The following is a 13,113-nucleotide window of genomic DNA, read 5'->3' on the forward strand; positions in this document are numbered from 1 at the left end:
AAGGGTGTAGGTCGGATAATTCCGGCGCGAGGGTTCGAATCTCTCAATCTCCGTAATAAAGAAGAAGTCTTTAGTATTAAGTAAGTTTAATGCTTGATACTAAAGACTTTTTTACGCAAATACAAGTATATCAAGGTATTTAATAAATGGTGAATGGTGTTTGTTAAGAATTAAATTAATTGAACTATCCATATTTGTGTAAGCTTCTTGATATAGTCTATAGTAAAGTCATATATAAAAAATAATCACACTTCTATAAAATAACGTGTGATTATTTTTTGCTATGAATTTAAGCTACTTTCCTTGTCTTTATTTAGACATAGGAAAAATTATATCATAAAATAAAGCTATTTAATTTTTAAACAGATCGTTTCCACGAGATAGAATTATATTACGATACCAATCAAAGGAATCTTTTTCTATTAACTCACCATCACCTTTACCATAATTATCGTAGTTGACATAAATGAAACCATATCTTTTGCCCATTTCAGCTGTTCCAGCACTAACAATATCAAAAGGAGCCCAAGAACAATATGCAAAGATATCAGCGCCATCATTAATTGCTTCTAAAATTGCTTTTAAGTGATCTCTAGTATAATCAATACGATATTGATCATGTATTTTATTATCTGGAGTTAAAACATCATTAAATCCAAAGCCATTTTCGCCTATCATCATTGGTACATGATATCTATCCCAATACTCTGACATGCAAACGTAAAGTCCTGAAGGGTTAATAGCCCAGCCCCATTCATTTGCCGTCAGATATGGATTCGTCTCAAAGGTAGCAGGATCCATAGTATCTTTTGAAGCATCAATAGTATTCGAATAATAATAGCTTACGCATAGAAAATCGGCTACATTTTTGCGAATCAATTCTAACTCATTATTAGTCCAGTTAATATGAATATTATTATCTTTAAAGTAATTTAAGGCATATTTAGGATATTCTCCCTGCAATAATACATCAGCATAGAAATATTGCATTCTGTTTCGCTTAAAGGTTAGTTTAATATCTGCCGGTTTAGGTGTTGCAGGACTAAGAGTGCTATCAGCTAACATAACACCGGCTTTTAATCCATAATAATTCTCATGCATGTATTTAGTAAGTTTAGCTGAAGCAACAAATTCATGGTGAATAGCTTGAAACTTAGCTTGTTGATAGTTATAAACTTTATCGCTTAAAATACCTAATGAAGCAAAAGCTTCTAAATGAATTAAATTAATTTGATTAATAATAATCCAATATTTAACGTATTGATGGTAACGATCAATAATTAATTTACCATAGCGATAGAACCAATCAATAATCTTAGGATTTACCCAGCCACCTTCATGTAAGATTAAATTCAGTGGTGTTTCATAATGGCAAATGGTTACTATAGGTTTAATATTTTTCTCTTTCATATACTGAAAAAGATGATCATAGAACTCTAGGCCTTTTTTATTTGGCTTATCATCATTTCCATTCGGAAATATTCTTGTCCAGGCAACTGATAAACGCAAAGTCTGGCAATGCATTTTAGCTAACTTATCAATATATTCTTTATACCGATCATAAAAGTGAACACCTTCTCTTTTTGGATAATAGTAATCACCATTGATATAATCATCTAATGTTTTACTATCCATATTATTAAAGTGTAAATCCTTTTTATCTGCATTTGGTAAATATGGTTGAATGTCGGCAGTTGAAGCACCTTTTCCATCTTTACCATAACCACCTTCAGCTTGATTAGCGGCAATTGCACCACCAAACATAAAATCAATTGGAAACTCATTTATATCTCGTAACATCAAAAAGACTCCTTTAATTAAATTTTTTTAGAATAATAAGCATTTGCTTAGTTACATCTATGTAGGTAGAAACTGTCATCAATGTATCTTGTGCATGAGAGAAAAGGGCTGAATATTTAACTTCTTTACCCTCAGCTTCGGTTTGAATAATATGTGTTTGAGCATTATGTGCGTTCAAAATTTCTTTATGGGCAGTTTGCATTTGTTTATCGGCTTCTTGAAAATTTCCTTTATTTGCTAAATCGAAAGCTTTTAATGCGATGTTTTTAGCATTTCCAGCATGTAAAATAATTTGCATAGAGGTTGATTCAATATCTTTTTTTGTGATTTCCATTATTTTTACTTCTCCGTACTTTCTTTTACTAAACTATTGTCATAAACCTTAAAGAATGGATACCAAACTAATAAGTAGATAGTAAATAAAACTATATAGCAAATAATTGCTCTCCAGTCCTGAGTAACCATAACAGAAGAAATTGGTGCTGGTACTTGACCAACTTGAATCATTTTAGATGGGATATTTAATAATCCAATTCTCATGACTATCCAAATAACTATTGGACCAATAATTGCGTTAATCCATATTGGTATCATTAATAAAGGATTCATAACAACTGGGGTGGAATACATGAGCGGCTCATTAATATTAAAGAGTGATGGGAAAATACATACCTTGCTCAATATTTTTAGCTTTTTAGCTTTGGCTGTAAACATCAAGATATTTAGAGGGAGTGTAGCTCCCATACCACCTAGTGTAATCAGGGCAGATGTAAACATTACTTCGTACGTATCAATATTCATAGGTGCATGTCCAGTTTTTACTGCCGCAATATTAGCAGTAATTCCGGCCATAAATATTGGCATTGTGATTGCGTTGAATGACCAAGATGAAATACCTAATGTGTAGAAAAATGCGGGGATTAAACTTAGTAAGATAAAGCCTGGTAGCGTTTGACCAAAACCTTGTAACGGACTAAATAACCATTGAATAATTTTGAAAATATCAAGTTTTAAACTAAAGACAAAAACAGTGGCAATAGCTACGCTGATTAAAATTGGAAAAATGTCATTGATCCAGTTAACGAAAAAATCAGGAATACTTGAATCTTCTAATAAGTGAATTTTAGACCATAAATGAAAAATAATTGCGACAAAAAGTCCATTAACAATTGCTACAAATAAACCAGAAGCACCGAATCTTGAAAAATCAATTTGCATGATGTTCTTCTCATTAATCTTTGGAGTCATGTTTACAAGATAAACTGCAATGGATGTTAGCCCAGCAACTTGAATATAAGCTTGATGATGTAAGTTTTCCATAACTGAACTAGCTACTAAAAAGGCAACTATTAGACCCAGCATTCCAAAAGTAAAGTTTGATATATTACTTAAATCTGGAAGTGCTGATACATAAGACTTAATGACGTTATAAATAAATATTAGTGATCCTGCTAAAATAAATGGCACCATTTTTTGCATTGAATCAGCTACAGCAGCAATCCAAGGGTGTGAAAATAACTTTTTAGCTTTTGGAGCAAATGAAATTGAAAGCCAATTAATAAGCTTATTCATAATAATCCTTTCTATTCTGACAACATCTTCTTGATCATTTTAAGTAAAGATTTTCCATCCAGTGATCCATAGATATCTTCAGGAATAACCTCTATAACAGTTTTTGTTTCTTTAGCCATTTCCTTAAATGCAGGTACTTTATTTGCATAATGTGGTCCTACGAGTAGGCAATCAATACTATTAATGTATTGTTCTACTTCAGCTTCACTACGTGCCTCAATCTTGTATGGCAATTTTTCTTTTTTGGCAGCTTTTCTAGCACTGGTTGCTAAAAATCCGCTAGACATTCCCATTCCGCAACATAATAATATCTTTTTTTCCTCCATGATAATTAACCTCCTAAATAAAACTGATTAACTTCTTCTTTACAATATTATTATCTATAAATATGTATTTGCTTTCATTTCATGAATTTTCCTAATTATAGGAAATTAGTGCCATTTAAATTAAGAAAAGGGTTACAATGACTTATATATACGAGGAGATTAATCATGAAAAATAAGAGGAAACAATTAGTATATTTTTTAAGTCAAAAGAATCACGAAGTAACAAGTACAGAATTAGCTCAAGAATTAAAAGTTACAACCAGAACAATTAGAAATTATATTAAAAAAATAAATCAAAATAATACTGATATTCAAATTTTAGGTAATCATGCCGGTTATTATCTCAAACAAAGAAAGAACCAATTAAAGAAGGATGAAACGATACCACAAACTGAGAAAGATCGCTACTTAATCTTAATTAAACAACTTCTTAGCAATAAAGTTATTAATTCATTTGATCTTTGTGAACAATGGCATGTCTCTTATTCAACAATTCAAAGGACAATCAGCTACGGTAATAAAACTTTAGCAGAATGGGAACTAAAAATTAGAATTCAACACTCTAATATTGTTTTAGAAGGTGATGAATACAATAAACGTAAATATTTTACTCATTTACTTTATATAGAAAATTCTCATAGTTTTTTCAATGATGCTTATTTATCTAAAACCTTTGATAGCAATACTTTACATAAAGTAGAGGATATTATAGATGGAGCAATTAAAAATTATAATGTGGCAATAAATGAATTTTCATATGATACATTACTAATTCATATTTTGGTGATGGTTAGTCGTTATCAGAATTATAAGGAAGAGTCTAATAGAACTAATACTAAAGAGGATGAGTTTTCATCCTTGACGTCTGAAACCATTAAACAGCTAGAAGAAGAATTTTCTATTCGATTTGTTACTGCAGACAAAGATCAAATTAATATTCTGTTGCATAGTTCAATAGAAAAGAATATGTCTACTAATATACATATTCCAACTATGTTTTTAGATAAAATAAAAAGCGTTATCATGAAAACAGAAAAGAATTATGCTATAAGTTTGCATTCGCCAAATTTTGTAATTCCGTTTGCGGTACATGTTCAACGCCTTATTAAACGTAGCAATAGTGGACAATCTATTAACAATCCTTTTACAAATAGTTATCGTAACAAGACTCCTTTAATCTTTGATATTGCTACTTATATGGCTAGTTTAATTCAGAAAAATTGGCATATTAAAGTATCACAAAATGAAATTACTTTTTTAGCTATGCATATATCTACTGAACTTAGACGGAATTTCGATAATTCGATAAAGCTAAATGCAATTGTCATCGCGCCAACTTACCTAAACATTCAAAATCACGTAGTAGATTTCTTAAATAAAAATTTCTTTTCTAAACTAACTATTCTTCATATAATCGAAGAAAAAGATACGTCTGCCTATAATCTAGAAAATTATGATGTTGTTTTTAATACTCAAGATACTATGAGTTATAGTGAACATGAAATCACAATTAATATTGCTGATATTGAATGGAATAAAAATACAATAAAAGAAAAAATTGATAGTTTATTGCTTAGGAAAAAAATTACTCGCATGGCAAAATTAATTGACTCGGTATTTCCTGATAATTTATTCTTTAAAATTGAGAATAATATGAATAAAGAAAATCTACTTAAGAAAATATGTAAGTATATGGTTTCTAAAAAATATGCAGATAAAGATTTTTATAAGAAAATAATTGAGCGAGAAAAATTATCTTCTACAGCGTTTAATAATATTGCGATTCCTCATCCGATAAATTATTCATCTATTGATACTAAAATTGCTTTCATTATAATCCCTAATTTAATGCAATGGGATCATAATCAAGTAAATATCGTGTTATTAATATCTATTGCTAAAAATCGACGTGATGAGTTTAAACGCTTATATGAGATACTAATTGAGTTACTTGAAGACTATAATAAAAAGAAGCAAATTATGAATTGCAAAAATATGGAAGAAATCAAAAAAGTATTATTTGATTTTTAAAGGTGTAAAAATGAAAACTATTTTATTATGTTGTGGGATGGGAATGTCTAGTGGATTTTTAGCTGTTAGTATTAGAAAAGCAGTTAAAAGGCAAAATTTGAATTATAAAGTTATTGCTTGCAGTGTTGCAGAAATTGATCAGTACCTACCGGTTATTGATGTATTATTAGTTGCAACGCCTTTTGCAAATCGTATAAATGAGCTAAAAAGAAAGGCGGCTGATTATAATGTGAAGGTTCAATTAATTCCTAAAGCAGATTATAGTGAATTAAATGGAACAAATGTCTTGCGCTTAGTTCAAAATATGATTGCTTAATTAAAAATATAGGGAGGAAAGACAAACGATCAGCGGAAGCAATAACAAGTAATTATGTTCAGTTTTTAATTGCTAAATTCGTTGTGAAAGTGATACCGATACACCTGCTGTTATCTGCTATGATCTTAAATAAAAAATCTGACTGATACCGCTAATAGCTATTGCAATCCTCTTGAACATTGATTTTGAGAAGAGTTTTTAATTTGTATACGTAGTAATATCTAAGTAAAAAAAGCTAATAAAGATATAAAAATTGGTGTTATGAAACTTGCTATTAAAAGATTTTCAGCATTAAAAAAATAAATTTAAAAAAAAGACTTGCATAAGCCATGTATATCTAGTATTATTATTATTGCTGATGCGGCAAGGGAGTTAATTCCTGAGACGTCTCAACAAAATTAATTGAAAAAAGTTGTTGACAAGAGTTAACAAATCTGATAACATTAATAAATGTGTTAGATGACATGACCCGTTGGTCAAGTGGTTAAGACACCGCCCTTTCACGGCGGTAACATGAGTTCAAATCTCGTACGGGTCATTACCATTAGTATGGTAATACATGGAGGATTACCCAAGTCCGGCTGAAGGGAACGGTCTTGAAAACCGTCAGGCGGGTTCTGCCCGCGCGTGGGTTCGAATCCCACATCCTCCTTATTATTATCGCGGGGTGGAGCAGTCTGGCAGCTCGTCGGGCTCATAACCCGAAGGTCATAGGTTCAAATCCTGTCCCCGCAATAATGGTCCCTTAGTGTAGTGGTTATCACGCCTCCCTGTCACGGAGGAGATCACCGGTTCGAGTCCGGTAGGGACCGTAAGATGGCTCGATAGCTCAGTTGGTAGAGCAAAGGATTGAAGCTCCTTGTGTCGGCGGTTCGATTCCGTCTCGCGCCATGTTCTGGAGGCCTAGCGAAGTGGCTAAACGTGGCGGTCTGTAAAACCGCTCTCTCTGAGTTCGGTGGTTCGAATCCACTGGCCTCCATAAAATAGGGATATCGTATAAAGGTAGTACATCGGTCTCCAAAACCGCTAGTGTGGGTTCAATTCCTACTATCCCTGTTTACCTGATATTTAATATCATGGCGGAATTGGTGAAGGGGTTAACACACCGGTTTGTGGATCCGGCATGCATGGGTTCGAATCCCATATTCCGCCCTAACATTAGAAAACTAAGTGTTAGTTATAATTCTAGTTTTCTAATTTTTATTTTAAACAATCAGAAGATGGCGGCGTAGCCAAGTGGTAAGGCAGAGGTCTGCAAAACCTTAATCATCGGTTCAAATCCGATCGCCGCCTTTGCCTGAATTTTCTGGTTAATTCGCATTATTATGGCGGTGTGGCGGAATTGGCAGACGCGTCAGACTCAAAATCTGGTGTCCCTTGGGACGTATCGGTTCGACCCCGATCACCGCTATTTTATTCAGACATTCTGGCTGAGATTAAGACGTAAGGATTTCTACCTTGCGTCTTTTTTTGTATCTAATTGCAACAGTTTTCTTCTAATTTTATAATAGAAGAAATATGGAGGTATTATATTATGAATATAGGGCTATTTACCGATAGCTATTTTCCCCAAATTTCAGGAGTAGCTACTTCGATTCAAACATTGAAGAATGCACTTGAAGACCAAGGACACTCTGTTTTCATTTTTACGACTACGGATCCACACGTAGCTAAGGGAACTGTGGAGCCAAATATATTTCGATTGAGCAGTGTGCCATTTGTTTCCTTCACGGATCGGCGAATTGCTTTTAGAGGCTTATTTCAGGCAACTAAGATAGCTAAAGAAGTTAAGTTGGATATTGTGCATACACAGACGGAATTTGCGCTAGGAGCAATTGGAAAGTATGTAGCTCACAGCATGGGAATCCCAGCAATTCATACTTACCATACTATGTATCAAGATTATCTGCATTATATCTTAAATGGGCATATTTTAAAGCCTTATCATGTTAAACAACTTTGTCGAGCATATTTGCACAATATGCAAGGTGTGATTGCTCCTAGTCAGCAAGTAAAAGACGTTTTAGAGAGTTATGGTATAAAAATTCCAATTTGCATTATTCCAACCGGAGTTGATCTAAAGGGTATAAATGAGAATCCACAGCGAGATGTGAGAAAAGATTTAGGTTTAAGCGAAGATGACATAGTGTTGTTGACATTGAGCAGGGTAGCCGCCGAAAAGAAAATTGGACATATTTTGGATATTTTACCTGAAATAATAAAAAAGTATCCTAAGGTAAAGTTTGTAATTGCTGGTGATGGTCCAGATATGGATAATTTAAAACAGCAGGTACAACAAAGTTCATTAGAAAATTATGTCATATTTGCTGGTAGTGTTGAGCACACTGACGTTGGAAACTATTATCGTATGGCAAATTTATTTGTATCTGCAAGCGATACTGAAACCCAAGGCCTAACCTATATTGAAGCCATGGCTGCAGGAACGCCAGGGATTGTTTATGATACTGATTACACTGAAACAATCTTCGATGATCCACATTTAGGTGCAATTTTTAAAACAAAGCAAGAGATGAAACAAAAAATAGAATCTTATATTGAAAACAAAAGTTTTCAAATTCCAGAAGAGATTTTAGAGCGGAAGTTAAATGAAATTAGTGCTGCTAGTTTTGCTAGTCATGTGGTTGATTTTTATCATGAGGCAGCTACAATTTTACAAACAAATGAGGTTACTAATGATTAGAATAAACATGTTTTCACAAGCTGATAGTGTTCAAGGGCAGGGAGTAGGCTCTGCATATAATGAATTAATTCAACTTTTGAGAAGAGATCTAATTGATGATTTTTATGTCACAATTAATAGATACGGTAATTCGGATTTGACGCATTATCACACAATTAATCCAACTTACTTTGCTAATAGTTTTTCAAGAGGGCGGGGAAGAAAGATTGGATATGTGCACTTTTTACCTGAAACTTTGGAAGGATCAATTAAGTTACCTGAGTTTGCTAAAAATATTTTTTATAAATACGTCATTGATTTTTATGACAGAATGGATCAAATTGTTGTTGTTAATCCGATGTTCATTAAAAAACTCGCTAAGCATGGTATTGATCCAGAGAAAGTAAAGTATATTCCTAATTTTGTGTCAAAAAGTGAATTTTATGAACAAACAAGGGAACAAAAAAATGCTTTTCGCAATTCTTTAGGGATTCCTTTGGACAAGATGGTCATTTTTGGTGATGGACAAGTCCAAGAAAGAAAAGGCGTAGATGATTTTGCTCGCCTTGCTAAGGTTAATCCTGATATTCAATTTATTTGGGCTGGCGGTTTTTCTTTCGGAAAGATAACCGATGGTTATAATCATTTTAAAGACTTAGTAGATAATCCACCTAAGAATCTTAAATTTACTGGGATTATTGATCGTAAAGAACTGGTAAATTATTTAAATATAGCTGATTTATTCTTGTTGCCATCATTTGATGAGTTATTCCCAATGTCGGTCTTAGAAGCTTTTAGTTGTAATACTCCAGTTTTATTAAGAGATTTAGACCTGTATAAGGCAATAATTGATGGTTATTATATGCAGGGCAAAGACTTTGAAGAATTAAATGCACAGATTCAGAGAATTAAAAATAATCCTTATATTTTAAAACAGTATAGTCAATTATCAAAACAAGCTAGCCAAGAATATTCAGAAGAGCATTTAGCACAAATTTGGCGTGATTTTTATTTAGAGCAATATGATTTAGGACTAAAATTGGGGCAAATAAGACCATGAATAAAAAGCATTTGTTAGGTATGCTGGTTGTTCTTTTAATCAGTGGTTTTGTTATCTTTAGAGAACTAAGGGATACACCCGTTCAAAAATTATGGCAAGCAGCTAAAAATCTCAATATCTTTTTTCTGATTTGCGTATTGGCAATAATGCTTTTCTCTTATGTTTTTGAAGCTACAATTATTGCAATTTTAGAAAGAAGAAAAGATGAGCCACATCATTCCACATGGTCTTTTTTTAGAATCCCCCTTATTCAGGCACTTTTTAACGCAATAACTCCAATGTCGACTGGTGGTCAGCCTTCACAGCTAGTTGCAATGATTCAAATGGGAATAGAAGCAGGAAGAGCTACTTCTATCTTATTGATGAAATTTATTATTTATCAAATTTGCGTCCTATTTGCGTATGTTACAACCATGATTTTTGGATTTCACATTGTGGTAACCAAGTTTAGCGGTCTGGCAATTTTTATTGGAATTGGCTTTGTTATTCATATGTCATCAATTGTATTTTTGTTGGCAGTGATGTTTGCTTACAACTGGACAAAAAAAGTCACTATTTGGGTGATGAGAATATTAGAGCGTTTCTTTGATAAAGATAAAGTTGATAAATGGCGTAAAAGCACGATGAATCAGATTGAGAGTTTTTACAAAGAGGGACAAAATCTTAAAAAAGAGAAAAAGAAGTTAATCTTAGCTTCAATCTGTACAGTTGGGCAATTATTATGCTTTTATTCTATACCTTACTTTATTTTATTAGCTCTAGGGTTAGCTCCATCTTGGATGCATGTAACAGAAATGAATATTATGATTATTATGTTTATGGCTATTGTTCCGATTCCTGGAGCATCAGGTGGTGCAGAATTTAGCTTTCAGACATTATTTTCGACATTTGTACATTCTAATATTTTATTAGTTTTGGGGATGTTCTTGTGGCGCTTTACAACTTATTTCTTAGGAATGATATTAGGATTATTCGGTTGGTTTTTTAAACCTAAAAAAATTACTAACAAAGAAAATTAATTTTTTAAAAAGGAATCTGATCACTAAAGATTTATAAGGCTTTTAGTAGTATCATCATCTAAGAATCATTTGAGGAGGAAGTTATGGGACGCCTAAAATTTATCTATAATTGGTTTACCCAAACAAAATTAGGTTTCTTTAGTGTAGTTATTATTCTTTTTTGGTTAAAAACATATTTGACTTATATTACTAAGTTCAATTTGGGTACAGTTGGTCCTATGCAGAATTTTTTGTTGCTGTTTAATCCACTTCCAGCAGCGATCTTATTAATGGGACTAGGTTTATTTGCTAAAGGAAGAAAGTCTTATTGGATAATAATTGTAATTGACTGTTTGTTATCGCTATGGCTTTTTGCGAATGTTCTGTATTATCGTGAATTTTCTGATTTTTTATCAGTTTCAATCATTAAAACTTCCGGTTCAACATCTGATAACTTAGGAAAAAGTATAGCGGGCATAACTAAGCCAACAGATTTTTTAGTTTTTTTAGATGTAGCAATAATTATTGTATTAGTAAGTTTTAAATTTTTTAAAATAGATGCTCGACGTCTAAAACTTAAGATTGCCAGTTTAATCGAAGTACTTGCATTAGTTTTATTAAGTCTTAATTTAACAATGGCTCAAAAAGATCGTTCTGGGCTTTTGACAAGAACATTTGATAACAATTATATTGTTAAGTATTTAGGAATTGATACCTATGCTGTTTATGATGGCATAAAGACTGCCCATAATAATGCGGTTATGGCTAAAGCTAATCGAAGTGATTTAAAAACTGTTCAATCTTACATTAAAAAAAATTATGTTGCACCGAATCCTGAATATTATGGTGTAGCTAAGGGTAAAAATGTACTAGTTATCCACTTGGAGAGTTTTCAGCAATTTTTGATAGGCTATAAGTGGAAGGGTAAGGAAGTTACACCTAACCTAAATAAGATTTATCACGCTAAAGATACGTTAAGCTTTGATAACTTTTTTAATCAAGTTGGTCAAGGTAAGACTTCAGATGCTGAAATGATGCTTGAAAATTCCTTATTTGGCTTGCAGTCAGGCTCAGCGATGTCTAGCTATGGAACCTCTAATACCTTCCAAAGCGCTCCAGCTATTTTAGACCAGAAGGCAGGGTATACAAGTGCTGTAATGCATGGTGGTGCTGGCTCATTTTGGAATCGTGATAATGCTTATAAATCTTTTGGATATGACTATTTCATGCCGTTATCTTATTATGAAAATAAAAAAGGGTATTATAACGGCTATGGAATAAAAGATAAGCTATTTTTTAAACAGTCTGTTCAATATATTGAACAATTGCCACAACCATTTTATTTAAAAATGATTACAGTTACTAATCATTATCCGTATGATTTAGATAAGGAAAATCAAACTATTCCTAAGACTGATACAGGTGATGAAACTGTAGATGGATACGTTCAAACCGCTCACTATCTCGATCAAGCAATTGGTGAGTTAATGAGATATTTGAAAAAGTCTGGTTTAGATAAAAATACTCTAATAATGTTTTACGGTGATCACTATGGTATTTCTGGCAATCACCATAAGGCTTGTGCTCAACTATTGAAGAAGGATGAGTTCACTAATTTTGATAATTTGCAATTTCAAAGAGTGCCATTAATGTTCCATATGAAGGGACTTCATGGCGGAATTGATCATACATATGGTGGCGAAATTGATGTTCGCCCTACATTATTTAATCTTTTAGGAATAAGTGATAAAGGATTAATTCAATTTGGTCATAGTTTACTTTCGAAAAAGGCTCCGCAAATAGTGGCTCAAAGAAATGGCGACTTCGTTACTCCTGAATATAGCAAAGTTGAAGGTGCATATTATTACACTAAAACAGGTACTAAAATTGTTGATCCAGGTAAAAAATTAAAAGAAAAATTAGAATTGATTTCCAATACTGTTACAACTGAATTGTCTTTGTCTGATCGTGTAATAACAGGAAATTTATTACGATTTTATAAACCAGCAGGATTTAAAACCGTAAAACGCAAAGATTATTCCTATAAAAAAATAGACGCATTGAAGAAATTAGCTGCAAAAGATAAGAAATACAAAACAAGTTTGTGGTATAAAAACGATAAAAAGAGTACGCAAAAGTTATATAAAACAGATGCGCCAGAGTTAAAAGATAAGTAATTGTTAAAGCTGTTAATTAGCATTTTTGCTAATTGGCAGCTTTTTTTTCTAAAAAAGTTGTTGACTAAGAGAAGATAATCATGTAAAGTATTATTCGTTGCTTATGACAAGTGACTAAGAAGTAAAATTTCTTCTTGCATAAGTTAATAAGTA

10 protein-coding genes and 10 tRNA genes are annotated in these 13,113 nt (G+C 32.4%); 16 read left to right on the forward strand and 4 right to left on the reverse strand.

Features of this window, described 5'->3' with window-relative positions:
* Nucleotides 1–351 precede the first annotated feature (351 nt).
* From J2Z60_RS10570 to J2Z60_RS10585, 4 genes are read right to left on the reverse strand one after another with little or no spacing between them, the layout of a single operon-like run.
* Entirely contained in the window at nt 352–1,800 is a 1,449-nt protein-coding gene (locus tag J2Z60_RS10570; protein ID WP_209687670.1) for a glycoside hydrolase family 1 protein, read from the reverse strand.
* A gap of 13 nt (nt 1,801–1,813) precedes the next feature.
* Entirely contained in the window at nt 1,814–2,134 is a 321-nt protein-coding gene (locus tag J2Z60_RS10575; RefSeq protein WP_209687671.1) for a PTS lactose/cellobiose transporter subunit IIA, read from the reverse strand.
* Nucleotides 2,135–2,139: 5 nt separating this feature from the next.
* Nucleotides 2,140–3,372: a PTS sugar transporter subunit IIC gene (locus J2Z60_RS10580; protein ID WP_209687672.1), complete on the reverse strand. Its 1,233-nt coding sequence runs from the start codon at nt 3,370–3,372 to the stop codon at nt 2,140–2,142.
* A gap of 11 nt (nt 3,373–3,383) precedes the next feature.
* Nucleotides 3,384–3,698, reverse strand: coding sequence for a PTS sugar transporter subunit IIB (locus J2Z60_RS10585; RefSeq protein ID WP_209687673.1), 315 nt, complete (start codon nt 3,696–3,698; stop codon nt 3,384–3,386).
* Between the two features lie 165 nt (nt 3,699–3,863).
* Between J2Z60_RS10585 and J2Z60_RS10590 the strand changes: the two genes are divergently transcribed.
* The 16 genes from J2Z60_RS10590 (at nt 3,864) to J2Z60_RS10665 (ending at nt 12,960) form a co-directional block, all read left to right on the forward strand.
* Nucleotides 3,864–5,729 (forward strand): BglG family transcription antiterminator, encoded by a 1,866-nt coding sequence (locus J2Z60_RS10590; protein ID WP_209687674.1) that lies wholly within the window; start codon nt 3,864–3,866, stop codon nt 5,727–5,729.
* A 10-nt stretch (nt 5,730–5,739) separates the two neighbouring features.
* Complete coding sequence (locus J2Z60_RS10595) at nt 5,740–6,045, forward strand: PTS sugar transporter subunit IIB (protein ID WP_209687675.1); 306 nt, start codon at nt 5,740–5,742, stop codon at nt 6,043–6,045.
* Nucleotides 6,046–6,511: 466 nt separating this feature from the next.
* A tRNA-Glu gene (locus J2Z60_RS10600) sits at nt 6,512–6,583 on the forward strand.
* A gap of 23 nt (nt 6,584–6,606) precedes the next feature.
* A tRNA-Ser gene (locus tag J2Z60_RS10605) sits at nt 6,607–6,697 on the forward strand.
* 9 nt (nt 6,698–6,706) lie between these two features.
* Nucleotides 6,707–6,780 (forward strand) — tRNA-Met (locus tag J2Z60_RS10610).
* 4 nt (nt 6,781–6,784) lie between these two features.
* A tRNA-Asp gene (locus J2Z60_RS10615) sits at nt 6,785–6,857 on the forward strand.
* A 6-nt stretch (nt 6,858–6,863) separates the two neighbouring features.
* A tRNA-Phe gene (locus tag J2Z60_RS10620) sits at nt 6,864–6,936 on the forward strand.
* Nucleotides 6,937–6,942: 6 nt separating this feature from the next.
* A tRNA-Tyr gene (locus J2Z60_RS10625) sits at nt 6,943–7,024 on the forward strand.
* A 6-nt stretch (nt 7,025–7,030) separates the two neighbouring features.
* Nucleotides 7,031–7,101: transfer RNA gene (locus tag J2Z60_RS10630), tRNA-Trp, on the forward strand.
* Nucleotides 7,102–7,124: 23 nt separating this feature from the next.
* Nucleotides 7,125–7,197: transfer RNA gene (locus J2Z60_RS10635), tRNA-His, on the forward strand.
* Between the two features lie 70 nt (nt 7,198–7,267).
* Nucleotides 7,268–7,338: transfer RNA gene (locus J2Z60_RS10640), tRNA-Cys, on the forward strand.
* Between the two features lie 34 nt (nt 7,339–7,372).
* Nucleotides 7,373–7,456 (forward strand) — tRNA-Leu (locus J2Z60_RS10645).
* Nucleotides 7,457–7,579: 123 nt separating this feature from the next.
* Nucleotides 7,580–8,746 carry a glycosyltransferase family 4 protein gene (locus J2Z60_RS10650; RefSeq protein WP_209687676.1) on the forward strand — a complete coding sequence of 389 codons (1,167 nt, stop codon included), beginning with the start codon at nt 7,580–7,582 and terminating at the stop codon, nt 8,744–8,746.
* Nucleotides 8,739–9,785, forward strand: coding sequence for a glycosyltransferase family 4 protein (locus tag J2Z60_RS10655; protein ID WP_209687677.1), 1,047 nt, complete (start codon nt 8,739–8,741; stop codon nt 9,783–9,785). The genes J2Z60_RS10650 and J2Z60_RS10655 overlap by 8 nt, the downstream gene beginning before the upstream one ends.
* On the forward strand, nt 9,782–10,804 hold the full coding sequence (locus J2Z60_RS10660) for a lysylphosphatidylglycerol synthase transmembrane domain-containing protein (protein WP_209687678.1): 1,023 nt from the start codon (nt 9,782–9,784) through the stop codon (nt 10,802–10,804). Before J2Z60_RS10655 ends, J2Z60_RS10660 begins: the two co-directional genes overlap by 4 nt.
* 83 nt (nt 10,805–10,887) lie before the next feature.
* Entirely contained in the window at nt 10,888–12,960 is a 2,073-nt protein-coding gene (locus J2Z60_RS10665; protein ID WP_209687679.1) for an LTA synthase family protein, read from the forward strand.
* Nucleotides 12,961–13,113 lie beyond the last annotated feature (153 nt).

The sequence above is a fragment of the Lactobacillus colini genome (assembly GCF_017874575.1).
Taxonomy (GTDB): domain Bacteria; phylum Bacillota; class Bacilli; order Lactobacillales; family Lactobacillaceae; genus Lactobacillus; species Lactobacillus colini.